Source organism: Geodermatophilus sp. SYSU D00815, assembly GCF_054050035.1.
This window is the reverse complement of sequence record NZ_JBJGYO010000006.1, coordinates 92,498-116,442: the sequence shown is the minus strand read 5'-3', so window position 1 is coordinate 116,442 and position 23,945 is coordinate 92,498. Positions and strand designations below refer to the sequence as shown.

Sequence of the window (23,945 nt, the reverse complement as noted above, 5' to 3'; positions counted from 1 at the left end):
CGACGAAGGGCCCCGGGAGAACCCGGGGCCCTTCGGGAGGTCTGCGGCGATCAGGCCTTGCGGAGCACGGCCTCGATCTCGAGCTCGACGCTCACCTTGTCGCCGACGACGACGCCGCCGCCGTCCATCGGCATCTTGATGTCGACGCCGAAGTCGTTGCGGTTGATCTCGGTCTTGCCCGAGAAGCCGGCGCGGTAGCCGCCGTAGGCGTCCGGGCCGAAGCCGTTGAGCTCCAGGGCCAGGGTGACCGGCTTGGTGTTGCCCTTGAGGGACAGCTCGCCGTCGATGAACCAGTCGGCGCCGTCGGTGCGGACGGCGGTGGACCGGAAGGTCATCTGCGGGTGGTTCTCGACGTCGAAGAAGTCGGCGGAGCGGATGTGCGCGTCACGCTGCTCCTGACGGGTGTCGATCGAACCCAGGTCGATGGTGGCGGTCACGGTGGACTGCGCCGGGTCCTCGGCGGTCACGATCTCGCCGGAGAACTCGCGGAAGTAGCCCCGCACCTTGCTGACCATCATGTGGCGGACGGAGAAGCCGACGGTCGAGTGCGACGCGTCGATGTCCCAGGTGCCGACGACGTAGCCGGGGATCTGGGTGGTCTGGGTGCTGGTCATCGGAAGTGCTCCTCAGAGTGGTTGAGCGTTGTACCTTCTGCCCGGCCTCAGCGTAGTTGAGAGCTTGACTATTCCGCCAGTACCCTGGAGGCATGACCACGCAGGTGTCGCCTTCCTCACAGCCGGGCGCCGCGGTGAGCGCGCCCCGCTGGCTCGACGCCGAGGAGCAGAAGGCCTGGCGTGCCTGGCTGTTCAGCTCGATGCTGCTGCAGGACCGGCTCGACCGCGAGCTCACCCACGCCACCGGGATCTCGCACGCCTACTACGAGATCCTCGTGGCGCTGTCGGAGGCGCCCGAGCGGCGGCTGCGGATGAGCCAGCTGGCCGACCGGTGCCTGTCCTCCCGCAGCCGCCTCTCGCACGCGGTGTCGCGGCTCGAGGAGCGCGGCTGGGTGCGCCGGGAGGTCTGCCCCGACGACGGCCGCGGCCTGCTCGCCGTGCTCACCGACGAGGGGTTCGCCGCGCTGGAGGCCGCCGCGCCGGTGCACGTGGAGAGCGTGCGCACGCACCTGTTCGACCAGCTCTCCCCCGAGCAGGTGGCCGCGATGCGCGACCTCGGCGAGACGCTGCTGCGCCACCTCGACCCCCCCGCGGGCGCCTTCACCTTCTAGCCGGACGCCACCGGGAGCCGGGTGCGGGTGGTTCTCCGGCGGCGCGATCCCACCGCGGGTCGACAGCCGCCGGCATCGCTGCAGCCCCCGGGCGGGCGGGGGGCGCGATCCGGGGCCGATCCGCCGCTCCAGGTGGCACCATGCCCGCCGTGACCGCCGCCCCCGATGCCGCGACCCTCGTCGAGTGCCGGGTGCTCGGGCCGCTCGAGGTGCACGCCGGCGGCGGGCCGCTGCCCCTCGGCGGGCGCAAGCAGCGGCTGCTGCTGGCCGCCCTGCTGCTCGCGGGCGGGCGCACCGTGTCGGCCGACCGGCTGGTCGACCTGCTGTGGGGCGAGGAGGCCAACGACAAGGTCCGCAACACCCTGCAGGTGCACGTCTCGACCCTGCGCAAGCTGCTCACCGCCGGCGGCAGCGGGCTGACCGTCGTCCGCCGCGAACCCGGCTACGCCCTGGAGGTGCCGCCGGACCGGCTCGACCTGCTGCGCTTCCGCGCCGCGGTCGAGCGCGGCCGGGCGGCGCTGCGCGGGAGCCGGCCCGGCGCGGCGGTCGCCGCACTCGACGAGGCGCTCGGCCTGTGGCGCGGTTCCGCGCTGGCCGACCTGGCCGACGAGCCCGGGCTGCAGGCGGAGCTGGCCGCGCTGGAGGAGGACCGGCTGGCCGCGGTCGGCACGCGGATGGAGGCGCACCTGGCCCTGGGCCGGCACGCGGAGGTGGTGCCCGAGCTCGCCGACCTGGTGGCCGCGGCACCGCTGCACGAGCACCTGCGGGCCCTGCTGGTGCTGGCGCTCTACCGCAGCGGGCGGGCGGGCGACGCCCTGGCCGTGCTCCGCGCGGGCCGCCGGGTGCTCAGCGAGGAGCTCGGCGCCGATCCGGGGCCGGAGCTGCGCGACCTGGAGCGGGCGGTGCTGGCCACCGAGGACCTGCGGGGCGTCGAGCGGGAGAGCCGGCCGTTCCTGCTCTACCGGGACGCGGCCGGCGAGCAGCAGGTCGTCGTCCTCGACGCCGCCCGGTCGCCGGTGACGATCGGCCGCGCCCCCGGCAACCAGGTGACCCTCGGCTGGGACCGGGAGGTGTCGCGGGCCCACGCCCGGCTGGAGTGGTGCCGGCTGGGCTGGGTGCTGGTGGACGGGTCGCGCAACGGCTCGCTGGTCGACGGTCGGCAGGTGCGCGGGCGCCGGTTGCTGCGCGACGGGGCGGTGGTGCGGATCGGCGAGACCCCGCTGCTGTTCCGCTCGTCGAGCCGGGCCGCGCCGCCGGCCGAGGAGTCCTCGGTGGTCACCCTCGACGCCCCGCTCGCGGTGCTCCGCGAGCTGCCGGCGCGAGAGGCCGAGGTCCTCGCCGCCGTCCTCGCCGCTCCCGCCGGGGCGTTCCGCGCGGGGCGGCCGGAGGAGCTGCTCGCCGAGGCGCTGGCGCTGCCGGTCGAGGACGTGGCCGCCGTCCTCGACGACCTCTGCCGGAAGCTGGGGGTGGGCGACGGCCCGGCCCGGGTCCCGGAGCTGGCGGTCCGGGCCCGGGCTCTCGGGCTGGCGTCGGTCTGAACGTCGCGGGGCACGGGTCCGGTCAAAACCCGAGCAGGCCCGCCAGGGTGTCGGCCACCACCGCGGCGCCGTCCGGCGTCGTCGAGAACGCCTGCTCGGGCTGGCCCGTGGTCAGGGAGGCGATCCCGCTCGCGGTCTCGTCGCCGGCGTCGTCGGAGACCAGGTAGCTGTACCCGTACTCGTAGCTGACCTCCCAGTACGTGTAGCCGTAGGCCTCGACGAACACGTAGCTCACCGTCGTGTAGGCGTAGGCCGTGTCATAGGCGGCCTCGTAGTAGTCGGCGTAGCCGTCGTCGTTGGTGTCGTAGTAGAGGACGTCGGCGTAGCCGTCGTAGTCCTCGTCGACGCCCCACACGTCCGGCGCGCCGTTGTAGGTGGTGTCGACGCCGACCTCCTCGACGAGGCCGTCCTCGTCGGAGTCGAACGACCAGGTGTCGGCGTAGCCGTCGAGGTCGGTGTCCTCGGCGATCTGCTCGGCGTAGCCGTTCTCGTTCGCGTCGAACGCCCAGGTGTCCTCCCACCCGTCGTAGTTCGCGTCGAAGCCGTAGGCGTCGATGTAGCCGTTGCCGTTGTCGTCGTAGGCGTTGAACGGCACCTCGGTGGCGGAGGCGGGACCGGCGAACGCGACGGCGGCGGCGACCACGGCGGTCGGGACGGCGGTGCGGACCAGGGTGCGGGAGATGCGGGTCATGGCGGGGGCCTTCCTCGGGCGGGAGCCGGTCGGCTCCGGATGCGAGGACGGTCGCGCCGGGCGCTGAAGAACCGCTGAAGTCGGCGACGGGCCCCGGCTCAGGCCGGGCGGAGGTCGTCCGGCGGGCGCGGCCAGGGCGGGATGCCGGCCGCGTCGCCGGGTGGGGCGGTGAACCCCGGGGGCCGCTTCTCGAGGAACGAGGCCACGCCCTCGGCGGCGTCGGGGCCGGCGCCGAGGGCCATGAGCGCCTGCGACTCCAGGCGGTGGGAGTCCCACGGGGACGGCGCCCCGAGCATCGACCACATCAGCCGGCGCGCGGCGGCCACCGCCACGCCCGAGGTGTTCTCGACGACCTCCGCGGCCAGCGCGCGTGCGGCCGGCAGGAGCTCGTCGTCGGGGACGACGCGGGAGACCAGCCCGCCGCGCAGCGCCTCGGCGGCGTCGAAGACCCGGCCGGTGGCCACCCACTCGACCGCCTGGCTGATGCCCACCACCCGCGGCAGGAACCAGCCCGACGCCGCCTCGGGGAGGATCCCGCGGCGGACGAACGGGAAGCCGAAGCGCGCCGACTCCGCGGCGATGCGCACGTCCATCGGCAGCGTCATCGTCGCCCCGATGCCCACCGCGACGCCGTTGACGGCGGCGATCACCGGCTTGCGCAGCGCGGCGAAGGCCAGCGACACCACCCCGCCGCGGTCGCGCGGGACGCCGCCGATCGTCCCGCTCATCGGCCCGGCCGGCCGGTCCGCCACCCGCGCGCTGTCGAACGTGCCCCGCCCGCCGGACAGGTCGGCGCCGACGCAGAACGCCGACCCCGCGCCGGTCACCACGACCACCCGCACCTCGTCGTCGGCGTCGGCGGCGCCCGCGGCCCGCGCCAGCTCGTCGGCCATCGTCGCGGTGAAGGCGTTGCGCGCCTCCGGCCGGTGCAACGTGATCGTCGCGACGCGGTCGGCGACCTCGTAGCGCACCTCGGTGTACGTCACCCGCCCAGCGCCCCGGCCACGGCCAGCCGGGCGACGGCGTCCAGGTGCTCGGCCTCGTCGCCGAGCAGCAGCCGGTCGACCTTCGCCCGCCGCCAGAACAGGTGGGCATCGTGCTCCCAGGTGAACCCGATGCCGCCGTGCACCTGGATCAGCGTCTCGGCGGCCCGCTCGAGCGCGCTGGCCGCCTGCGCCTTCGCGGCGGAGGCGGCCAGCGGCAGCTCGCCGGGCGCCGCGTCGGCGGCCCACGCCGCCCACCACACCAGCGAGCGCAGCGTCTCCACCCCCACCCAGGCGTCGACCAGCATGTGCTTGACGGCCTGGTAGGAGCCGATCCGCCGGCCGAAGGCCTCGCGCTCCTGCGCGTAGGCCACGCCGAGGGCCACCGCGCGGTCGGCCGCGCCGAGGTCCTCGGCCGCCAGCACCACCGCGCCGACCTGCCGCGCCCGCGCCCACAGCTCGCCGGCACCGGAGCGCAGCACCCGCCGCGAGGTCAGCCGCACCCTGGCCAGCCCGCGGGTCGCGTCCATCGCGGTGCCCGGCGTGGCCTCGCCCTCCCCCACCACCAGGTCGTCGCCGTCCAGGGCGAGGAAGGTCGTGGCACCGGCGGCGTCGATCGCCGGGGCCGACCCGTCGACGACGGCGAACGCGGTGGAGCCGTCGGCCAGCCGCGCCGCGAGCTCCGGCTCGTCGGCGAGCAGGACGGCGGCCCGGGCCGCCGTGACCAGCGAGGGGCCGGCCAGGACGGCGCCGCCCTGCTCGGCCACGACGGCGAGGTCGAGCAGCCCGCGCCCGGCCCCGCCGGCCGGCTCGGGCACGGTGATGCCGAGGAAGCCGATCTCGGCCAGCGCCTCGTGCCCGGGGCGGACGGGGCCGCACTCGAGCGCGTCGCGGGCGGCCGACGGCGAGGCCTGCTCGGTGTAGAACTCCCGCGCCGCGGCGGCCGCGTCGCGCTGGTCGGTGTCGAGGTCGAAGTTCACCGCGGGCCCCCGGAGAACGGCGCCGTCTTGTCGGTGCGCGGTTCCGGCGGCAGGCCCAGCACCCGCTCGCCGAGGATGTTGCGCAGCACCTGGTCGGTGCCGCCGGCGATGGCCAGCCCGGGCAGGTAGGCCTGGGTCCGCTGCCAGGTGTCGTCGCCGTCGGCCGTCGCCATGAACACCGCGTCCTCGCCGAGCAGCCGCACCCCGGCGTCGGCCACGAGCTTCGCCGCGGCGGTGCCGGCGAGCTTGCCGGCGCTGGCCTCCGGCCCCGGGATGCCGCCCTGGCTGAGCGTGGTGAACCGCCGGTAACCGGTGTAGCGCGTGGCCAGCGCCGCGACGACGGCCCGGCCGACCGCCTGCCGGGCGAGCGCCTGCCGCTCGGCGTCCAGGCCGGGCAGCCGGTCGCGGGCGTGCGCCACCAGCGCCTCCACCGGCTGCCCCAGGTCGGTGCCGGCGCCGCCGATGGCGAAGCGCTCGTTCATCAGCGTGGTGAGCGCCACCCGCCAGCCCTCCCCCGGCTCGCCGAGCCGCTCGGCGTCGGGGATGCGGACGTCGTCGAGGAAGACCTCGTTGAACCCGGCGCCGCCGGCCATCTGGCGCAGCGGCCGCACGGTGACGCCCGGGGCGTGCATGTCGACGACGAACATGGTCAGCCCGGCGTGCTTCGGGCGGCTCGGGTCGGTGCGGGTGAGCAGGATCCCGAAGTCGGCGACGTGCGCCAGCGTCGTCCACACCTTCTGGCCGTTGACCACCCAGTCGTCGCCGTCGCGGACGGCGGTGGTGCGCAGCGCCGCCAGGTCCGAGCCCGAGGCCGGCTCGCTGAACAGCTGGCACCAGACGTCGTCGGCGCGCAGCAGCCGCGCCAGGTAGCGCCGCTTCTGGTCGTCGCTGCCGTGCGCGATCACCGTCGGGCCGCACATGCCGAGCCCGATGTGGTTGATCAGCGTGGGCACCCGGGCGCGGGCCAGCTCCTGCGCCACGATCGCCTGCTGGACCAGCGTGCCGCCCTGCCCGCCGTGCTCGCGCGGCCAGGTCACCCCGACCAGGCCCGCCTCGGCGAGGACCCGCTGGGTGCGGCGCATCCCGGCCTCGTGGCGGGCGGCGTCGGGCGCCTCCTCCCCCGGCGCGGTGTGCAGCAGCTCGCCGGCGTGCTCCTCGAGCACGGCGCGCACGTGCGCCCGGTAGGCCGCCTCGTCGGGGGTGTCGTCGAAGTCCACGCGCCGCGCCCTTCCGCCGTGGGGGTGACCCGGCTCACCCTGGCACCGGCCCGACGGAACGGTCAACGGTGACTGCCGGCGTGCCGGGGGCGGCCGCCGGGCCCTACGCTCGCGCGGTGACCGCGCCGCCGACCGACCCGCCCGCCCCCGGGGGTGCGCGGGCCCGCCGCACGGCCGACAGCCGCGCGCTGATCCTCGAGGCGGCGGTGACCTGCCTGGTCGAGGACGGCTACGCCGGCGCCTCGACGCTGGCGGTGCAGGCGCGCGCCGGCGTCTCGCGGGGCCGGCTGCTGCACCACTTCCCCTCGCGCGGGGAGCTGCTGGTCGCCGCGGCCGAGCACCTGGTCACGACCCGGCTGACCGAGCTGCGGGACCGGGCGGCCGCGCTCATGGCCGACCAGCCCCCCGGGCCCGACCGGGTGGACCGGGCGCTGGACCTGATGTGGGCGACCTTCCACGAGCCGCCGTTCTGGGCCGCGATGGAGCTGTGGGTGGCCGCCCGTACCGACGCCGAGCTGCGGGTGGCGCTGCGCGCGCAGGAACGGCGGCTGCGCGCGGCGATCCGGGCCGTCGCCGACGAGATCTGGGGCCCGGAGATCGCCGCGGCGCCGCTGTACGCGGAGCTGTGCGAGCTGCTGTTCACGAGCATGCGGGGCGTCGCGATCGTCTACGCCTTCGAGGACCGGCCACCCGCCACGGACCCCCACGTCGCTCTCTGGAAGCGGCTCGCCCGGCGCTACCTCTACGGGGCGCCCGGGAGGTGACGCCCGGCCCGCCCGCGGGCAGCATGGCGGGATGGACCGGGCCGGCGTGCACGAGTACGTGCTCGGCACTGCCGACGCGGAGATGGCCCGGCTGGCCGCGGTCTCGCGGCTGTACGGCCCGGCCACCGCGCAGTGGCTGGACGCCGCCGGCCTGCGGGCCGGGATGGCGGTGGCCGACCTCGGCTGCGGTCCCGGCGACGTGACCCTCGCGGTCGCCCGGCGCGTCGGGCCGATGGGCACGGTCGTCGGGGTGGACGCCGCCGAGCGCCCGCTGGAGCTGGCCCGGCGCCGCGCTGCCGACGCCGGCCTGGCCAACGTGCGCTTCGAGCAGGCCGACGTCGCCAGCTGGCGTCCCACGGAGCCGCTGGACGCCGTGGTCGGCCGGTTCCTCCTGCTCCACCTCGACGACCCGGTGGCCCTGGTGGCGCTCGCGGCCGACCTCGTGCGGCCCGGCGGGGTCGTCGCCTTCCTCGACGTGGCCCTCGGCACCCGCGGCGCGCTGCCGGAGCTGCCGCTGCTCACCGCCTTCAACGGCTGGTTCCTCGAGACGCTCCGGCGGGCGGGCCGCCCGGTCGACATGGCGCTGCGCCTGACCGGCGTCTTCACCGCCGCCGGGCTCGCGCGGACGACGCTCACCTCCGCCGCACCCGTCGAGCAGGGCGGCGGCGCGCTGGGCTACTCGATCATCGGCGGGGACGTCACCAGCCTGCTGCCGGTGATCGAGCGCACCGGGGTGGCCACCGCGGCGGAGATCGGGCCGGAGACCTTCGAGCAGCGGCTGCGCGACCAGGCCGCGGAGCTCGACGCGGTGCTGCTCAACCCGCTCGTGGTGGGCGCCGCGGCCCGCACCCCGGCCCGGCGCGGACCGGTGCCGCCGCCGCGACGCGGTCAGGGTTGACCGTTCCGCTCCCTCGCCACCAGCATGACGCGGGTCACACCCCGGCGGCCGGTGAGGAGCACCGATGACCGTTCCCGTCCTGCAGGGCCGCGGCATGACCACGGCCGACCAGCTGGCCCGGTGGGCGCGCACGACGCCGGACGCGAACGCCCTGCGCTTCGACCGGAGCGGGCGCACCTACGCCGAGCTGGACGAGCGGGTCACCCGGCTGGCGCGGGCGCTGGCCGAGCGCGGGGTGGGCAGCGGGGACCGCGTCGCCGTCCTCGGGCTCAACGGCCTGGAGGTGTGGGAGTCCTACCTGGCCGGGGTCCGGCTGGGCGCGGTCGTCGTCCCGGTGAACTTCCGGCTGGTCGCCGACGAGGTGGCCTACGTGCTCGCCGACAGCGGCGCGACCGCGCTCGTCGTCGACGACCCGCTGGCGGAGGTGGCGGCCAAGGCGCTGGAGCAGGCGCCCGCCGTGCGCACCGTGCTGGTCGTCGGCTCGGCGCGGGTGGGGCCGCGCAGCGAGCCGTTCGAGGCCGCGGTCGCCGCCGCGTCCCCCGAACCGCTGGACATCGCCGTCGACGAGCAGCAGCCGGCGTTCATCATGTACACGTCGGGGACGACGGGGCGGCCCAAGGGCGCGGTGCTGACCCACCGCAACCTGCTGCTGCACGCGTTCAGCCAGGTCACCCACCTGGGCGTCGACCCCGGCGACCGGGTCGGCTGCCCCGGCGCGCCGCTGTTCCACATCGCCGGCCTCGCCGGCGGGCTGCCCCCGCTGCTGCTCGGCGGCACCCACGTGATCCTCAGGTCGGGCGGGTTCGACCCGGTGGCCACGCTCGACCTGATCGAGCGCGAGCGGATCACCAACATCTTCCTCGTGCCGGCCATGTGGGCCGCCGTGGTGGCGGTGCCCGACATCGCCGCGCGCGACCTGTCGCACCTGCGCCGCATCTCCTGGGGCGCCGCCCCGGCGTCCACCGCCCTGCTGCGCACGATGATCGACACCTTCCCGCAGGCGGAGGTCGTCACCGCGTTCGGGCAGACCGAGTGCAGCCCGGTCACGTGCTTCCTGCGCGGCGAGGACTCGGTGCGCAAGATCGGCTCGGTGGGCACGCCGATGCTCAACGTCGAGGTGCGCGTCGTCGACGAGCAGATGGACGACGTCCCCCGCGGGCAGGTCGGCGAGATCGTCTACCGCAGCCCGATGGTCATGAAGGAGTACTGGGGCAAGCCGGAGGCGACGGCCGAGGCCTTCGCCGGCGGCTGGTTCCACTCCGGCGACCTCGTGCGCCAGGACGAGGACGGCTACTTCTACGTCGTCGACCGCAAGAAGGACATGATCATCTCCGGCGGGGAGAACATCTACTGCGCCGAGGTCGAGGACGTCCTGGCCGGGCACCCGAAGGTCGGCGAGGTCGCGCTGATCGGCGTCCCCGACACCCGGTACGGCGAGGCGCCGCTGGCCGTCGTCGCCCCCCGCGACCCGGCCGACCCGCCGACGCCGGACGAGCTCGCGGCGTGGTGCCGGGAGCGGCTGGCCGGCTACAAGAACCCGCGGCAGTACTCGATCGGCGGGCCGCTGCCGCGCAACCCCAGCGGCAAGGTCCTCAAGACCGAGCTGCGCACCCGGCACCGGGCCGGCTCGCTCGTCTCCGAACCCGCCGTGTGAACCGGTGCGGAGTGCGAGGGCGCGGAAAGCGCGCCCCTGGCACTCCGCTCACGCCCAGGCGGCGGCGACCCGGTCGACCACCGACTTCGCCTGGGCGCGGCCGGCCCGCGCCGACGGCGCCCGGGCGGCCGGGTCGAGCACGTTCCGCCCGATCGCCGCGCGGCTCGCCTCGTCGGGCGTGACGACGGCGGCCCGCGCCCCCAGCCGGCGCACCTGCGCGTCGACGCCGGTCATGGGCCCGGCGCCCCGCGCGATCGGCGCCAGGACGACGACCCGGTCGCAGCCCTCCGCCAGGTCGGCGTTGGCCGCCGAGCGCATGCCGCCGTCGACGTAGCGCCGCCCGTCGATCGTCACCGGCGGGTAGACGCCGGGCACCGCGCAGGAGGCCGCCACCGCGCGCACCAGCGGCACGCCGGAGTCGCGGTCGAGCGGCCGGAACTCGCCGGTGTGCGCGTCGACGGCGGTGACCACCAGCCGCCGCCGCGGCCACTCGGTGCTCAGCAGCCGCGAGCCGATGACGTCGAGCCGCTCCTGCTCGGTGGGGGTGAGACCGGCCGCCTCCGCCCGGAGGGCCAGCGCCCCGACCCGGCGGCGGAACTCGACGTCGCGCCCGCGGCTGGCCAGCATCGCCCAGCCGTACCGGGCCAGGTCGGCGCGGGTCATCCGCGCGACGCGCTCGGCCGACGGCGGCTCGAGCTGCCGCTCGAAGAGGAACTCCGGAGCGCCGCCGCAGGTCACCTGCGCGCCCACCACCGAGCCGGCCGAGGTGCCCACGACCAGGTCGGCGCCGGTGAGGTCGACCCCGGCCTCGGCCAGGCCGGCCAGCACGCCGATCTCCCACGCGATGCCGGTGATGCCGCCGCCGCCGAGCACCAGCGCCGTCCGCTCCGCCCCCATCCCGCCCCCTCCCGCTCGTGACCTGCGTCACGCTAACGTGCCGGTACCTGCCCGTATCGGAGAGGACCCGCATGACCGCCACGCAGCCCGCGCCCACCGCCGCCAGCTGGCCGCCCGGGCTGCCGCGGTCGCTGGACTACCCGCAGGTGCCGGTGGGCTCGATCCTGCGCGCGGCGGTCCGCCGGTGGGGCGACCGGGACGCCTTCGTCGACCACGAGGTCCCGCTGACGTTCACCGAGCTCGGCCGGCGCGCGCACGCGGTGGCGAACTGGCTGGCCGACCACGGCGTGGGCCGCGGCGACGTCGTCGCGGTGCACATCCCGAACTGCCGGCAGTACCCGGCGGTGTACTACGGGATCCTGCTGGCCGGGGCCACCTTCTCCCCCACCAACCCGCTGCTGCCGGCGCCCGACCTGGCCGCCCAGCTCACCGACGCCGGCGCGAAGGTCGTCGTCACCTGGGACCAGGTGCTGCCCTTCGTCCGCGAGGCACTGGCCGCCACGCCGGTCGAGACCGTGGTCGTCACCGGCGAGGCACACATCCTCGACTTCGCGGCCCGGCTGCCCGACCTGGCCGGCACCGACGTCGACCTGGCCGACCTGCTGGCCGGCGACCCCACCGACCGGCAGCTCGACGCCGGCGTCGACGTCGGCGCCGACCTCGCGCACCTGGCCTACACCGGCGGCACGACCGGCGTGAGCAAGGGCGTGGAGCTGCTGCACCGCAACGTCGTCACCAACGTGCTGCAGTCGGCGTGCTGGACGTCGGGCTCGCTGCCGGCCCTGGACGACGCCGGGGACGTGACGCTCGAGCAGGTGGGCAGCGAGGAGGAGTTCCCCACCCGGCTCGGGACGGCGGTGCTGGTCAACCTCACGCCGTGGTTCCACGCGATGGGCGCGATCGGCTACCTCAACGGCATGGTGCTGGCCGGGACGACGGTCGTCATCCACATGCGCTTCGACCCGGCCGCCTACCTGGCCGACGCGGTGAAGCACCGGGTCACCAGCATCGGCGGGGCGCCGCCGGTGTTCGTCGCCCTGCTGCAGGTGCCGGGCATCGAGACGGCCGACCTCTCCAGCGTGCGCGGGATCTCCAGCGGCGCCGCGCCGCTGCCGGTGCCGCTCATCGAGAAGCTCCGGGCGCTGCTGCCGAACGCCGTCATCGGCGAGGGCTACGGCCTGACCGAGGTGACCATGATGGCCACCGGCAACCCGACGTTCGTGTCCGGCACCCGCAAGGCCGGCACCGTCGGCGTGCCGATCTTCGACACCGAGGTCTCGATCCAGCCGCTGGGTGGGGGCGCCCCGCTGCCGCCCGGCGAGCGCGGCGAGGTGTGCATCCGCGGCCCGCAGGTGATGCGCGGCTACACGCACCGGCCCGAGGCGACGGCGGAGGCGATCGACGCCGACGGCTGGTTCCACTCCGGCGACGTCGGGGTCCTCGACGAGGACGGCTACCTGTCGATCGTCGACCGGACCAAGGACATGCTGCTCTACAAGGGCTACAACGTCTTCCCGCGCGAGCTCGAGGAGATCCTGTTCGGCCTGCCGGGGGTGGCCGGCGCCGCGGTGGTCGGCCGCCCCGACGAGGAGGCCGGGGAGCTGCCGGTGGCCTACGTCGTCCGCAGGGCCGACGAGGCAGGGCAGGCGCTGACCGCCGAGTCGGTGATGGCCGCGGTGAACGAGCGCGTGGTGCCCTACAAGCGGCTGCGCGACGTCGTCTTCATCGACGCGATCCCCGTCTCGGCCGCCGGCAAGGTGCTCAAGCGCGAGCTGGCCGCCCGCGAACGGGCGGCCAGCTCGGCGTAGCCGGGGGTCAGCGGAACCGGATCTCGAGGTCGACGGCGTCGAACCCGTCGACCTGCTCCTCCCGGAAGGTGCCGGTCGCCTCGCCGCTCGCGCCGCGGTGGCGACCGGTGCCGCCGGTGACGGCCCAGCGGAACTCGGTCGGCCCGACCGCCGGGTCCTCGTCGAAGCCGCCCTGCAGGGTCAGCGACGAGCCGTCGTCGAAGAGCACGGTCACCGAGCAGTAGGCCGACAGGCTGGTCTCGGAGAAGCCGGTGACGGTGCACGAACCCTCCGAGGTGCCGACGCGGCCGCCGTCGCGCTCGCGGACCTCGTCGTGCAACACCTGGGTGTCGCCGGGGCCGGGCTCCCCGGGCGCGAGGTCGAGGTCGGTGTTGCCCGAGGCGATCGTGGTGAGGCGCAGGGTCTGGTCGGCGCCGGCGGGAACGGTGACGAGCACGGTGGCGCCGGCGGTGACGGCGGCCAGGGCGAGCACGGTGCGGCGGGTGCGGGACATGGCGGTCTCCTGGAGGGGCGGGTCAGCTGGTGGGGGCGAGCCACACGGCGGCGGCGACGGTCAGGACGGCGAGGACGAGCGCCGTCGCCGCGGGCGGTGAGGTGCGGCCCTGCCGGGCGCGGGCGTCGAGGCCCAGGCCGAGCGCTCCGGCGGCGAGCACGGCGGGCAGGCCGGTCCAGTAGACGGCGAGGGTCAGCGCGCCCACGACGGCGAGCCCCGCCGCGCGCCGGGCGGTGCGGGGCGGCTCGGCGTCCCGCGCGGCCGCGGCGAAGAAGCTGACCGCGACGAGGCCGACGACGACGAAGCCGAGGAGCGCGCCGAGCGCGGCCCAGCCGCCGTTCTCGGCGAACGCGATGCCCCAGCTGTCGGAGCCGGAGCGCCAGGGGGTGTCGACGTACTGGCCGACGAGGCCGCAGCCGAGGCCGACGACCGCGCCGGCGGTCGCGGCGGGGTCGGGGATCCGGCGGTGCGCGGTCCGGGGGGTGGTGGCGTCGATGGACACGGGAGCCTCCTCGGTGGGGAGCGGTCGGCCGCCGTTCGCGGCCGGTCCGACCGTGTCGCTCCCGGCCGTCCCCGCGCCTGAGCCCGCCGCAGGAACCGGGCCGGGACGACTTCCCGGTCGATCCGGGACACGAGGGCGGCCACCCGGGACGTCCGGAGCCCCACACTGGCGCCGTGCGCCTCCGCAGGCTCGGGTCCGCAGCCGCCGTCGCGGCGGTGCTGTCCTGCGCCGCCGCGACGGCCCTGTCCGCGTGGGTCGACGCGCGCATGGCCGACGCCCCGACGGTCCCCTTCGGCGGGGTGTGGGCGGTGCTCACCGCGACCGTCGGTGCGCTGCTCGTGCACCGGCGCCCGGGCAACGCCGTCGGCTGGCTGATCGTGCTGGCCGCGGTGCTCCAGGCGGGCAGCGTCGGCACGGGGGCGTACGGCGGCTACGGCGTCGACGTCGCCGAGCCCGACTGGCCGCTGGCGCCGGTCGTGGCCCAGGCCGGCTCGATGCTGTGGCTGCCCTCGCTGCTCGTGCCGGCGACCCTGCTGGTGGCCGTCTACCCCACCGGCCGGCTGGGCCCGCGCTGGTCGCGGTGGGCGTTCTGGGCCGCGGCGGCGGGGCTGGCCGTCGTCACGGTCGGCGGCAGCCTCGGTCAGGAGGCGTACGACGACGTCGCGTCCGGCCCGGCGCCGGTCGACCTGCCGGCGAACGCCGTCACGGCCGTCGTCCTCGGCGCCGGGGTGGCCGCGTTCGTCGCGGGCTCCGCGGCGATCTGGGTCGGCGTCGTGGTGCGCCTGCTGCGGGCCCGCGCGCCGGAGCGCCAGCAGCTGGCCTGGCTGGCGTTCGTCGTCCTGCTGCTGGTGGCCGCGATCTTCCTGGTCCCCGTGCCGGACTGGCTGTTCGGCGTGCACATGCTGCTCGTCCCGTTCGCGGTGGCGGTCGGGATGGTCCGCTACCGGCTGCTGGGCGTGGTGGTGACCCGGGGCCTCGTGTACGGCGTCCTCACCGGCGCGGTCCTGCTGGCCTGGCTGGCCGTGGCCGCGGTGGCCGCCGCGGCCCTCGGGCGCAGCCTGTCGCCGGTCCCCGGCACGGTCGCCGCCGCGCTGGTCGCGGTGGCGCTCAGCCCGGCGCGGTCGCGGCTGCAGGTGGCGGCCGACCGCCTCGTCTACGGGGAGCGGCGCGACCCGGTCGCCGCGGTGGCCCGGCTCGGCGACCGGGTGGCCGCGGTGGACGAGGCCGACCTGCTCCCCGCGGTGCTCGAGACGGTCACCGCCGCGCTGCGCGCGCCCGGGGCCGCGGTGCTCGACCCCGAGGGCCGGACGGCGGCCACGACCGGCCGGCCGGTGACCGACGACGCGGTCCGGCTGCCGCTGCGGGTCGGCGGCCGCGACGTCGGCACCCTCGCCGTCGCCCGGCGGGGCGGCGGGGAGCCGTTCACCGGGGGCGACGAGCGGCTGCTGGCGGCGCTGACGCCGCAGGTGGCCGCCGTGGTGCGGGCGCTGGAGCTGGCCGACTCCCTCGAGCGCGAGCGCGACCGCGTGCTCACCGCGACGCACGCCGAGCGCGACCGCATCCGCCGCGACCTCCACGACGGGCTGGGCCCGTCGCTGGCCGGGATCAGCCTCGGCGTGCAGGCGCTGCAGGCCCAGCAGGCGGCCTCCCCCCTGCTCGGCCGGCTCCGCGAGGAGGTCGACTCTGCGGTCGGGGAGGTCCGCCGGATCATCGACGGGCTGCGGCCGGCGGCGCTGGACGACGTCGGGCTGGTGCCGGCGATCGAGCGGCACGCGCAGGCCGTCTCCGCGTCGGTGCCGGTGCAGGTCCGCGCCGACGCCCTGCCCCCCTTGCCGCCCGACGTCGAGACCGCCGCGCTGCGCATCGCCCAGGAGGCGCTGACCAACGTGGCCCGCCACTCCGGCGCGCGCTGCGCCGAGGTGGGCGTGCGGGCGCGAGCGGGCCGGCTGGAGCTCACGGTGTCCGACGACGGCGGTGGCCTCCCCGGTGACGGCGGCCGGCCCGACGGGGTGGGCCTGGCGTCGATGCGCACCCGGGCCCGGGCGGTCGGCGGCGACCTCACGGTGACCAGCGGTCCCGGGGGCACCCGCGTGGTGGCGGCCCTGCCGGTGGGCACGCCGTGACGCCGGTGCGGGTGGTGCTGGCCGACGACCACCCGATGTACCGGTTCGGGCTGCGCGCGGTCCTCGACGCCGCCCCCGAGGTGGACGTGGTGGGTGAGGCCGGGGACGGGCGGGAGCTGCTGGCCGTGGTGGCGCGGGACGCCCCGGACGTCGTCCTCACCGACCTGTCCATGCCGGAGCTGTCCGGGACGGCGGCGATCGCCGAGCTGGCCCGGCTGGCGCCCGGCACCGGGGTGCTGGTCCTCACCATGCACGAGGACGACGCCTCGCTGTTCGCCGCGCTGCGCGCCGGGGCCCGCGGCTACCTGCTCAAGGGGGCCGACCAGGAGGAGATCGTCCGCGCCGTGCTCACGGTCGCCCGGGGTGACGCGGTCTACGGCGCGGCCGTCGCCCGGCGGATCGTCGACTTCTACACCGGGGTGGCCGCCGACTACCGCGTGACGGCGTTCCCGCAGCTCACCGAGCGGGAGCGGGAGGTGCTGGAACTGCTCGCGGCGGGGCTGCGGAACGGGGAGATCGCCCGCCGGCTGGTCCTGTCGGAGAAGACGGTGCGCAACCACGTCTCCGCCGTCCTGGTGAAGCTGCAGCTGCCCGACCGGGCCGCCGCCGTCGCCCGCGCGCGTGACGCGGGACTCGGTGGCCCCCCGTCCGGCGGGAATCGGGCCCGCTGAACGGTTATGGTCCCGCCCGTGTTCATGGGCAAGCGGGCGGCCGAGCGCCGGGAGGACCCGCACACCGGGGTCCACCTGGCGCACGTCGAGGAGTCGCCGCTGCGCCAGGTGTGGCGACGCGTGGTCCTGGCGGTCGTGGTCCTGATGGTCACCGTGCTGATCATCTACCTCGACCGCGACGGCTACCGCGACCTCGACGAGCAGGGGCTGTCGTTCCTCGACTCGATCTACTACGCCACCGTCACGCTGTCGACCACGGGCTACGGCGACATCACCCCGGTCTCGGGCTCGGCCCGCCTGGTCAACATCCTGGTGATCACGCCGCTGCGGATCGCCTTCCTGCTCATCCTCATCGGGACGACCCTCGAGGCGCTGACCGCGCGCTCGCAGGAGGAGTTCCGCATCCGTCGCTGGAGGTCTCGCGTGCGCCAGCACGTCGTCGTGTGCGGCTACGGCACCAAGGGGCGCAGCGCGATCCGCTCGCTGCAGGCCACCGGGACGCCGCCCGAGCAGATCGTCGTCGTCGACCCGAACCCGGCCGCGGTCGAGGAGGCCACGGCCAGCGGGCTCACCGGCATCGTGGGCGACGCCGGCCGCACCGAGGTGCTGCGGCGGGCGGCGGTGGAGAAGGCGCGCTCGGTGATCGTGGCCGCCAACCGCGACGACGCCGCCGTGCTCATCACGCTCACCGTGCGGCAGCTCAACCCCGGCGTGCCGATCACCACCAGCGTGCGCGAGGAGGAGAACGCGCAGCTGCTCAAGCAGTCCGGCGCCGACACCGTGATCACCACCTCGGCGACGTCGGGGCGGCTCATGGGCCTGTCGACGGCGGCGCCGCGGGTCGTCTCCGTCGTCGAGGACCTGCTCACCTCCGGCCACGGCCTCGACCTCAACCAGCGGCCGGTGAAGAGCGGCGAGGTCGGCCTGGACCCGCGGCAGCTGCGCGACGTCGTCCTCACCGTCACGCGCGGCTCGCAGACCTTCCGGTTCGACGACCCGCTGATCGGCAACCTGGAGACCGGCGACGTCCTCGTCGTGGTCAAGGCGCACGGCCCGCAGTCGGCCGCCTGAGGAACACCCCCGCGGCCCTTGACCTCGAGTGCGCTCGAGGTCCGAGGATCGGCGCCATGGCACCTGCCGACGCACCGCGCGACCCCATCGCCGTCCTCGGCACCGGCAGCATCGGGAGCGCGGTGGCGCGCCGGCTGCTCGCCGGCGGGCACGAGGTCGTGGTGTGGAACCGCACGGCCGACCGCGCCGCGGCCCTGGTCGCGGCCGGCGCCCGGCCGGCGGGATCGGCGCCGGCCGCGGTGTCCGCCGGCGCGCTGACGCTGGTCGCGGTGAGCGACGACGCCGCGGTGCAGGCCTGCCTCGGCGCGCTCGACGGCGACCTGGTGGGGCGGACGATCGCCGTGCTGGGCACGGGCACCGCCGAGGGTGCCCGGCTGGCCGCCCGGCGGGTGGAGGGGCTGGGCGCCCGCCACCTCGCGGTGGGCGTCCAGGCCACGCCCGTCACGATCGGCACCGAGGCCGCGACGCTGCTGGTCAGCGGCTCCCCCGACGCGTTCGCGCGGCACCGGTCGGTCCTCGGGCTGCTGGGCAGGCCGCGCTTCGTCGGCCGCGCTCCCGAGGCGGCGGCCGTCTGGGACCTCGCCCTGTTCGGCCTCTGGTACGACGCCCAGCTGGGCCTGCTCCGCGCCCTCGACGCGGCGCGCACCGCGGGGCTGGACGTGGCCGCGTTCGCCGAGACGGCGGCCGGTCAGCTCGGGCACGTCCTGACGGCCCTCCCCGGAACGGTCGCGGGGGGGGGGGGGGGGGGGGGGGGGGGGGGGGGGGGGGGGGGGGGGGGGGGGGGGGGGGGGGGGGGGGGGGTGGTGGGGGGGGGGGGGGGGCGGGGGCGGGCGCCCCGCCCCCCCCCCCCCCCCCCCCCCCCCCCCCCCCCCCCCCCCCCCCCCCCCCCCCCCCCCCCCCCCCCCCGCGGCCCCGCCGACCTCGTCGAGCACCTGGCGGTGCTGCGCCGGTTGGTCGACCTGCGCGCCGGGCGCCCCCTGGGCGACGGGGGGCTGGCCGCGGTGGCGTCGACCGTCGAGGCCCTGGTCGCCGACGGCCGGGGCGGGGAGGGGCTGTCCGCGACGGTCGGCTGACCGCCCGGGTCACCCCGGCCGGCGCACCCAGGTGCCGGTCGGCTCGCCGCGCCCGCGCAGGTCGACGTCGGCGCCGCGCACCCAGTGCGCGCGCTCGCCGGGCGCCGCGGCGAGCACCGCCGGTGCGCTGGCCACGGCGCGGCCGGGGTGCTCCTTGGCCAGCTCGGTGAGCCGGGCCGCCTCGTTCACCGGGTCGCCGACGACCGTGTACTCCAGCCGGCTGGCCGCGCCGACCTGACCGGCCCAGGCCTGCCCGCAGGCCACCCCGACCCCGATGTCCACCTCGCCGGCCGGGCGCACCCCGTCGCAGATCCGGCGCGCCGCGCGCAGCGCCGCACCAGCCGGGTCGGGATGCTCGGCGGGCGCGCCGAAGACGCACAGCGCGGCGTCCCCCTCGAACTTGTTCACCAGCCCGCCCTCGTCCTCGACGGCGTCGACGACGACCGCGAAGAAGCGGTTGAGCAGGCCGACCACCTGCTCGGGCCCGGTGCGGCGGACCAGCGCGGTGGAGCCGACGACGTCGACGAACAGCGCGGCGATGCCGCGCACCTCGCCGCCGAGCCCCGCCCCGGCGTCGAGGGCGCGCTGCGCCACCGTCGTCCCGACGTGCCGGCCGAACAGGTCGCGCAGCCGCTCCCGCTCGGCCAGGCCGGCGGCCATGCTGTTGACCCCCTCCTGGAGCAGCCCGATCTCGCCGGCGTCGTCGACGGCCACCCGGGCCCCGTAGTCGCCGCCGCCGACGCGCTGGACGGCCCGGCGCAGGTCCCGCAGCGGCGCGCCGACGGAGCGGGCGGTGAGCGCGGTGGCCAGCGCCCCCACCAGGACGGCGACCACCGACAGGAACACCGCGGAGGCGCGGCCCGGCCCGTCGGGGTTGCTCGGGTCGAGGAAGAGCAGCACGAGGCCGACCAGGGGCACACCGCTGGTCAGTGCCCACGTGAGCAGCAGCCGCGGGCGGACGCCGAGCGCCAGCCGCCCGGACGGCGGGTGCGCGGCCAGGGCCCGCGCGGTCACCGCCCGCGCCGCGCGCGCGACGAGCAGGTAGGTGACGCCGGCGGTGACGAGGCCGCCGAGCGCGGTGGCCACGCCGGTGCGGATGCCGACCCGGGCGTCGGGGGACGCCACCGCCGAGACGGCGCCGACGAGCACCGCCGCCACCAGCCAGGTCACCGCCGCCACGGCGGCCGTGTCGACCGGCAGCCGCAGCGCGTGCGCGGCCTCCTCCGGCGTGGGCTCGCGGCCCGCGGCGAGCCAGGCGTCGGTGACCCGCTGGCGGCGCAGGCCGGCGAGCGTGCCCACCGGCAGCGCGACGAGGGTGTAGCCGAGCGCCGTCCACAGCACGACGGCGCTGCCGCGGCCGGGGCCGCCCGAGACGCCGACGAGCAGCAGCGTGACGGTGCCGACCCCGACCAGGTTGGCGGTGACGACCAGCAGCGCGATCAGCGGCACGGCGCCCCGGCCGCTCGGCGCCCACGACGCCCGGTCGGCGACGGCCGGCTGCCTGGTCACGTCCGGGACAACGAGCCGGTGCTGCTGCGGCTACGGGGGTCGCCCGATCGTGATCACGACGCCGGGTCCCCCGGCCGCCGATCAGCCGTGCTCGAGCAGGGCGCGCAGCCGGGACAGGTCGGCGCGGGTGGCCCGGCGGACGGCCGCGGCGAGCACGGGCGTGGCCCACCGGGCGAAGCCGCGCGGCCGGCCCCGGTTGCGCAGCGTCATGCGGGTGGCGCCGTCGTCCAGGGCCTGCCAGGTGTAGGTGGTCTCCATGGGGAACGGGCCCTGCGCCGTCCGCATGACCAGCCGCTCGCCGGGCACCAGGTCCGTCACCTCGTAGGTGTACGTCAGCCTGCGACCGAGGAAGCGGGCGACGAAGTCCATCCGCGACCCGACGGCGACCGGCGGCGCCGTCCGCCACTGCACCGAGTCGATGTCGGCGTACCACTCGGGGGCGTGCGACGGGTCGCCGGCGTAGGCGGCGACCTCGGCGCGCGGACGGCGGATCACCGTGTCGGTCGCGACGTCCACGTCCCGCGCCATGCCGGGCATGGTCGCGCGGAGCCGCGTCCGGCGCGAGGGGCGGGCGGCACGACACCGGAGCGCCGGGCCGACCTGCGCGTGGTTCGCCGCCGCCTCGACGGGGAACGGGCTCCGGGGGCGCGAGGGAAGGATCACACCTCGCTCCGCCACGGCGGGAAGCAGCCCCGCGCCCACGACGCGCTGACCAGCGGCGGCACGCCGCCGGCGCACGGGCAGGTTCCGACGAGCCGGCACGGTCGCCGTTGTGCTGAATTGCGGACGTGATCGTTTCGGATAACGCTGTCGGAAGAGCCGAGCGCGCTGGACCCGCGCCTGCTGAGGCGGCCCTCCCCTGAGGACCGCCTCCCCCGCACGACGGAACGGAGGAGCGCCCCTCGCGGGCGCAGACGTGCCTGTGACGACGACGCCGACCGCACGGACGGACCAGCCGGCCCCCGAGCTGGACGCCGTGGACACCGACCAGCACCCCGCCATCGCCGAACCGCCGCGCCCGGTAGCCGACCAGAAGGGCGCGCTCGACCGGGTGGTCTTCGCCGTCGCCGCGGTCATCGCCCTGGCCTTCGTCGCCTGGGGGTTCCTCACCCCCACCGGGCTGGGCTCGGCGAGCGGCACCGCGCTCACCTGGATCGAGTCCAACCTCGGCTGGCTGTTCGTCACCCTGGCGTCGGCGTTCGTCGTCTACGTCCTGTGGCTCGCGGCGAGCAGGTACGGCCGGATCCCGCTCGGCCGCGACGACGAGGCACCGGAGTTCCGGACCGTCTCGTGGGTGGCGATGATGTTCAGCGCGGGCATGGGCATCGGGCTGATGTTCTACGGCGTCGCCGAGCCCCTCGCCCACTACGTCTCGCCGCCGCCCGGCTCGGTGCAGGCCGAGACGCCGGAGGCCATGCACACCGCGATGGCCACCACGCTGTTCCACTGGACGCTGCACCCCTGGGCCATCTACGCGGTGGTCGGCCTCGCGATCGCCTACGGCACGTTCCGGCGGGGCCGCAAGCAGCTGATCAGCGCGGCGTTCGAGCCGTTGTTCGGGCGGCGCCGCACCGAGGGCCCGGCCGGCAAGGTGATCGACGTCCTGGCCATCTTCGCCACGCTGTTCGGCTCGGCCGCGTCGCTGGGCCTGGGCGCGCTGCAGATCGGCAGCGGCATGGAGATCCTGGGCTGGGCCGGCGACGTCGGCAACGGCCTGCTCGTCGGGATCATCGCCGTGCTGACCGCGGCCTTCGTCGCCTCGGCGGTCTCCGGCATCGCCAAGGGCATCCAGTGGCTGTCCAACATCAACATGGTGCTCGCCGTCGTCCTGGCCCTGTTCGTGTTCGTGGCCGGCCCGACCGTGCTCATCCTCAACCTGCTCCCGGGCGCGGTCGGCAGCTACTTCTCCGACGTCGCCCAGATGGCCGCCCGCACCGAGGCCAGCGGCGGGGACGCGACGGCGGAGTGGCTGCGCGGCTGGACGGTCTTCTACTGGGCCTGGTGGATCTCCTGGACCCCGTTCGTCGGGCTGTTCATCGCGCGGATCAGCCGCGGCCGCACCATCCGCCAGTTCGTCAGCGGCGTCCTGCTCGTGCCGAGCGTGGTGAGCCTGCTCTGGTTCGCCGTCTTCGGCGGGGCCGGCATCGCCGCCCAGCGCGACGGCGTCGACGTCGCCGGGCAGGCCACCTCCGAGGGGCAGCTGTTCGGGGTGCTCGAGCAGTTCCCGCTGGCCACCGTGCTGACCCTGCTCGTCATGGTGCTGGTCGCGATCTTCTTCGTGTCGGGCGCGGACGCGGCCTCGATCGTCATGGGGTCGCTGTCGGAGCGCGGCACCCTCTCACCGAGCCGGCGGACGGTGGTCTTCTGGGGCGTCGTCATGGGCGCGGTGGCCGCCGTCATGCTGCTGGTGGGCGGGGACGAGGCGCTCACCGGGCTGCAGAACCTGACGATCATCGCCGCGCTGCCCTTCGCGCTGGTGATGGTCGGCATGGCCGTCGCGCTGGCCAAGGACGTGCGGTCGGACCCGCTGGTGCTGCGCCGCACCGTGGCCACCGAGGCCGTGGAGCAGGCGGTCGTGGAGGGCCTCACGCGGCACGGCAACGACTTCGTGCTGGTGGTGGAGGGTTCGGCGACCGACGACGAGGTCCGGCCCGGCGTGCACTTCGAGGGGAACTCCGCCGGCCCGGCCCCCGCGAGCGAGCAGACCCGCACCGGCGCGGTCGGCGGCTCCTCGGTGCCGGGCACGCCCCGGGGGTGATCGCGGCGAGGGAGCTGCTGCGCGAGCCGTGGGTGCAGCGCGGGGTCCGGGCCGCGCTCGCGGCGGCCCTGGCCTGGCAGGCGGCCCTGCTGCTGCCCGCCCCGCTGCCCGACTACGCGTACTACGCCCCGCTCGGCGCGGTGATCGCCGTGCACCCCACGGTCGCCGACTCCGCGGCGGCGACCTGGCGGACGGTCGTCGCCATCCTGCTCGGCTTCGCGCTCGCGGTCACCGTCTACGAGCTGACCCGGGCGCTCCCCGACACGGTCACCATCGCCCTCATCGTGGCCCTGGCGGTCGGGGTCGAGCAGTGGCCGACCCTGCGGGAGCAGGCCAGCTGGGTCAGCTTCGCCGCCGTCCTCATGCTCACCGTGGGGACGGCGGACCCGGCCGAGTACGCGGTGGCCTACGCCGGGCTCACCCTGCTCGGCGCGGCCATCGGCGTGCTGGTGACCACCGTGCTGTTCCCGCCGCTGCAGCTCACCACCGCCGTCCGGCGCATCGCCACGACGCGGGCGCTGCTGGCCCGGCACCTGCACGACCTCGCCGAGGGGCTGCGGCGCGGCGAGATCCCGGCGCCGGAGGAGTGGGCACGGCGCGGGCGGGAGCTGACCGCGGCGCTGGACCGCATGCGGGCGGCCGAGAGCACCGTGGAACGCGCCCGGCGGGCCAACCCGCGGGCCCGCCGCTGGAGCGGCACGGCCGCGAGCATCCGGGAGCAGTCGCGCGCGCTGGACCGGGTCGCCGTCCTGGTCGACGACCTCATCCGGCTGGTGGTCGAGTTCCAGCCGCACCGCCGCGGGATCGACCGGATCGACGCCGGCACGGGCTGGGTGCTCGCCGACGCGCTGGACAGCCTCGCCCAGGTCGTCCGCGTGCCGTTCCACACCGGCGACGAGGCCTCCGGCGACGAGCGGGCCGCGGCGATCGAGGCCGCCGAGGCCGCGCTGCACCGGCTCACGACGCTGCTGCGCACCTCGGAGATCGCCGACGACGAGGGGTTCTTCGCCCTCGGCGCGGTGACCGTGGGGATGCACCGCTCGCTGGACACGCTGCGGGACCGGGCGCAGGAGCCGCACCCGGCCTGAGC

General features: G+C 76.5%; 22 protein-coding genes and 1 pseudogene. 13 read left to right on the top strand and 10 right to left on the bottom strand.

The window, feature by feature from the left end; genetic code table 11:
* Positions 1 to 50: 50 nt before the first annotated feature.
* Positions 51 to 614 carry a YceI family protein gene (locus ACI78S_RS09280; RefSeq protein ID WP_456972453.1) on the bottom strand — a complete coding sequence of 188 codons (564 nt, stop codon included), beginning with the start codon at positions 612 to 614 and terminating at the stop codon, positions 51 to 53.
* A gap of 92 nt (positions 615 to 706) precedes the next feature.
* Between ACI78S_RS09280 and ACI78S_RS09275 the strand changes: the two genes are divergently transcribed.
* Together ACI78S_RS09275 and ACI78S_RS09270 are read left to right on the top strand one after the other, a co-directional pair.
* Positions 707 to 1,225 carry a MarR family winged helix-turn-helix transcriptional regulator gene (locus tag ACI78S_RS09275; RefSeq protein ID WP_456972451.1) on the top strand — a complete coding sequence of 173 codons (519 nt, stop codon included), beginning with the start codon at positions 707 to 709 and terminating at the stop codon, positions 1,223 to 1,225.
* A 140-nt stretch (positions 1,226 to 1,365) separates the two neighbouring features.
* Positions 1,366 to 2,763 carry a BTAD domain-containing putative transcriptional regulator gene (locus tag ACI78S_RS09270; protein ID WP_456972449.1) on the top strand — a complete coding sequence of 466 codons (1,398 nt, stop codon included), beginning with the start codon at positions 1,366 to 1,368 and terminating at the stop codon, positions 2,761 to 2,763.
* Positions 2,764 to 2,785: 22 nt separating this feature from the next.
* On the opposite strand, the gene ACI78S_RS09265 is transcribed toward ACI78S_RS09270, so the two are convergent.
* The 4 genes from ACI78S_RS09265 to ACI78S_RS09250 all read right to left on the bottom strand — a co-directional run bounded on the left by ACI78S_RS09265 (position 2,786) and on the right by ACI78S_RS09250 (position 6,634).
* On the bottom strand, positions 2,786 to 3,454 hold the full coding sequence (locus ACI78S_RS09265; RefSeq protein ID WP_456972447.1) for a hypothetical protein: 669 nt from the start codon (positions 3,452 to 3,454) through the stop codon (positions 2,786 to 2,788).
* A gap of 98 nt (positions 3,455 to 3,552) precedes the next feature.
* Positions 3,553 to 4,440: an enoyl-CoA hydratase-related protein gene (locus ACI78S_RS09260; protein ID WP_456972445.1), complete on the bottom strand. Its 888-nt coding sequence runs from the start codon at positions 4,438 to 4,440 to the stop codon at positions 3,553 to 3,555.
* Positions 4,437 to 5,417: an acyl-CoA dehydrogenase family protein gene (locus ACI78S_RS09255; RefSeq protein ID WP_456972443.1), complete on the bottom strand. Its 981-nt coding sequence runs from the start codon at positions 5,415 to 5,417 to the stop codon at positions 4,437 to 4,439. Before ACI78S_RS09255 ends, ACI78S_RS09260 begins: the two co-directional genes overlap by 4 nt.
* Positions 5,414 to 6,634, bottom strand: coding sequence for an acyl-CoA dehydrogenase family protein (locus ACI78S_RS09250; protein ID WP_456972441.1), 1,221 nt, complete (start codon positions 6,632 to 6,634; stop codon positions 5,414 to 5,416). Before ACI78S_RS09250 ends, ACI78S_RS09255 begins: the two co-directional genes overlap by 4 nt.
* Positions 6,635 to 6,750: 116 nt before the next feature.
* Between ACI78S_RS09250 and ACI78S_RS09245 the strand changes: the two genes are divergently transcribed.
* The 3 genes from ACI78S_RS09245 to ACI78S_RS09235 all read left to right on the top strand — a co-directional run bounded on the left by ACI78S_RS09245 (position 6,751) and on the right by ACI78S_RS09235 (position 9,950).
* Complete coding sequence (locus ACI78S_RS09245) at positions 6,751 to 7,398, top strand: TetR/AcrR family transcriptional regulator (RefSeq protein ID WP_456972440.1); 648 nt, start codon at positions 6,751 to 6,753, stop codon at positions 7,396 to 7,398.
* A gap of 31 nt (positions 7,399 to 7,429) precedes the next feature.
* Complete coding sequence (locus ACI78S_RS09240) at positions 7,430 to 8,296, top strand: class I SAM-dependent methyltransferase (RefSeq protein WP_456972438.1); 867 nt, start codon at positions 7,430 to 7,432, stop codon at positions 8,294 to 8,296.
* Between the two features lie 64 nt (positions 8,297 to 8,360).
* Positions 8,361 to 9,950, top strand: a complete 1,590-nt coding sequence (locus tag ACI78S_RS09235; protein ID WP_456972436.1) for a long-chain-fatty-acid--CoA ligase — start codon at positions 8,361 to 8,363, stop codon at positions 9,948 to 9,950.
* A 48-nt stretch (positions 9,951 to 9,998) separates the two neighbouring features.
* Here ACI78S_RS09235 and ACI78S_RS09230 read toward each other — a convergent pair whose 3' ends face one another.
* A complete protein-coding gene (locus ACI78S_RS09230) occupies positions 9,999 to 10,847 on the bottom strand; it encodes a patatin-like phospholipase family protein (RefSeq protein ID WP_456972434.1) in 849 nt (282 codons plus the stop codon).
* A 71-nt stretch (positions 10,848 to 10,918) separates the two neighbouring features.
* Between ACI78S_RS09230 and ACI78S_RS09225 the strand changes: the two genes are divergently transcribed.
* Positions 10,919 to 12,655, top strand: a complete 1,737-nt coding sequence (locus tag ACI78S_RS09225) for a class I adenylate-forming enzyme family protein (RefSeq protein WP_456972432.1) — start codon at positions 10,919 to 10,921, stop codon at positions 12,653 to 12,655.
* A gap of 7 nt (positions 12,656 to 12,662) precedes the next feature.
* Here ACI78S_RS09225 and ACI78S_RS09220 read toward each other — a convergent pair whose 3' ends face one another.
* Positions 12,663 to 13,148, bottom strand: coding sequence for a dirigent protein (locus ACI78S_RS09220; protein ID WP_456972430.1), 486 nt, complete (start codon positions 13,146 to 13,148; stop codon positions 12,663 to 12,665).
* A gap of 22 nt (positions 13,149 to 13,170) precedes the next feature.
* Complete coding sequence (locus ACI78S_RS09215) at positions 13,171 to 13,650, bottom strand: hypothetical protein (RefSeq protein ID WP_456972428.1); 480 nt, start codon at positions 13,648 to 13,650, stop codon at positions 13,171 to 13,173.
* A gap of 173 nt (positions 13,651 to 13,823) precedes the next feature.
* Here ACI78S_RS09215 and ACI78S_RS09210 point away from each other — a divergent pair, with 173 nt between their 5' ends.
* From ACI78S_RS09210 to ACI78S_RS09190, 5 genes and pseudogenes are all read left to right on the top strand, one after another.
* The gene (locus ACI78S_RS09210; protein ID WP_456972426.1) at positions 13,824 to 15,773 is read left to right on the top strand and encodes a histidine kinase; all 1,950 of its coding nucleotides are present in this window, start codon (positions 13,824 to 13,826) and stop codon (positions 15,771 to 15,773) included.
* On the top strand, positions 15,770 to 16,444 hold the full coding sequence (locus tag ACI78S_RS09205) for a response regulator (protein WP_456972424.1): 675 nt from the start codon (positions 15,770 to 15,772) through the stop codon (positions 16,442 to 16,444). Before ACI78S_RS09210 ends, ACI78S_RS09205 begins: the two co-directional genes overlap by 4 nt.
* A gap of 24 nt (positions 16,445 to 16,468) precedes the next feature.
* Positions 16,469 to 17,515, top strand: coding sequence for a potassium channel family protein (locus tag ACI78S_RS09200; RefSeq protein WP_456972765.1), 1,047 nt, complete (start codon positions 16,469 to 16,471; stop codon positions 17,513 to 17,515).
* A 56-nt stretch (positions 17,516 to 17,571) separates the two neighbouring features.
* Positions 17,572 to 18,036: pseudogene (locus ACI78S_RS09195) on the top strand (NAD(P)-binding domain-containing protein); the annotation flags it as partial.
* Between the two features lie 417 nt (positions 18,037 to 18,453).
* Positions 18,454 to 18,588 (top strand): hypothetical protein, encoded by a 135-nt coding sequence (locus ACI78S_RS09190; protein ID WP_456972769.1) that lies wholly within the window; start codon positions 18,454 to 18,456, stop codon positions 18,586 to 18,588.
* 9 nt (positions 18,589 to 18,597) lie between these two features.
* Here the strand turns inward: ACI78S_RS09190 and ACI78S_RS09185 are convergent, their stop codons facing one another.
* Entirely contained in the window at positions 18,598 to 20,097 is a 1,500-nt protein-coding gene (locus ACI78S_RS09185; protein ID WP_456972422.1) for an adenylate/guanylate cyclase domain-containing protein, read from the bottom strand.
* Between the two features lie 81 nt (positions 20,098 to 20,178).
* Entirely contained in the window at positions 20,179 to 20,625 is a 447-nt protein-coding gene (locus ACI78S_RS09180) for an SRPBCC family protein (RefSeq protein WP_456972420.1), read from the bottom strand.
* A 448-nt stretch (positions 20,626 to 21,073) separates the two neighbouring features.
* Between ACI78S_RS09180 and ACI78S_RS09175 the strand changes: the two genes are divergently transcribed.
* Together ACI78S_RS09175 and ACI78S_RS09170 are read left to right on the top strand one after the other, a co-directional pair.
* Complete coding sequence (locus ACI78S_RS09175; RefSeq protein WP_456972418.1) at positions 21,074 to 22,855, top strand: BCCT family transporter; 1,782 nt, start codon at positions 21,074 to 21,076, stop codon at positions 22,853 to 22,855.
* The gene (locus tag ACI78S_RS09170; protein WP_456972416.1) at positions 22,852 to 23,943 is read left to right on the top strand and encodes an FUSC family protein; all 1,092 of its coding nucleotides are present in this window, start codon (positions 22,852 to 22,854) and stop codon (positions 23,941 to 23,943) included. The genes ACI78S_RS09175 and ACI78S_RS09170 overlap by 4 nt, the downstream gene beginning before the upstream one ends.
* Positions 23,944 to 23,945 lie beyond the last annotated feature (2 nt).

What these genes read in the sequence shown, in the direction of transcription:
- ACI78S_RS09225 (WP_456972432.1), top strand. Translation starts at nt 10,919, where the DNA reads ATGACCGCCACGCAGCCCGCGCCCACCGCCGCCAGCTGGCCGCCCGGG.
- ACI78S_RS09235 (WP_456972436.1), top strand. Translation starts at nt 8,361, where the DNA reads ATGACCGTTCCCGTCCTGCAGGGCCGCGGCATGACCACGGCCGACCAG.
- ACI78S_RS09275 (WP_456972451.1), top strand. Translation starts at nt 707, where the DNA reads ATGACCACGCAGGTGTCGCCTTCCTCACAGCCGGGCGCCGCGGTGAGC.
- ACI78S_RS09220 (WP_456972430.1), bottom strand. Translation starts at nt 13,148, where the DNA reads ATGTCCCGCACCCGCCGCACCGTGCTCGCCCTGGCCGCCGTCACCGCC.
- ACI78S_RS09230 (WP_456972434.1), bottom strand. Translation starts at nt 10,847, where the DNA reads ATGGGGGCGGAGCGGACGGCGCTGGTGCTCGGCGGCGGCGGCATCACC.
- ACI78S_RS09180 (WP_456972420.1), bottom strand. Translation starts at nt 20,625, where the DNA reads ATGGCGCGGGACGTGGACGTCGCGACCGACACGGTGATCCGCCGTCCG.
- ACI78S_RS09270 (WP_456972449.1), top strand. Translation starts at nt 1,366, where the DNA reads ATGCCCGCCGTGACCGCCGCCCCCGATGCCGCGACCCTCGTCGAGTGC.
- ACI78S_RS09280 (WP_456972453.1), bottom strand. Translation starts at nt 614, where the DNA reads ATGACCAGCACCCAGACCACCCAGATCCCCGGCTACGTCGTCGGCACC.
- ACI78S_RS09265 (WP_456972447.1), bottom strand. Translation starts at nt 3,454, where the DNA reads ATGACCCGCATCTCCCGCACCCTGGTCCGCACCGCCGTCCCGACCGCC.
- ACI78S_RS09240 (WP_456972438.1), top strand. Translation starts at nt 7,430, where the DNA reads ATGGACCGGGCCGGCGTGCACGAGTACGTGCTCGGCACTGCCGACGCG.
- ACI78S_RS09200 (WP_456972765.1), top strand. Translation starts at nt 16,469, where the DNA reads ATGGGCAAGCGGGCGGCCGAGCGCCGGGAGGACCCGCACACCGGGGTC.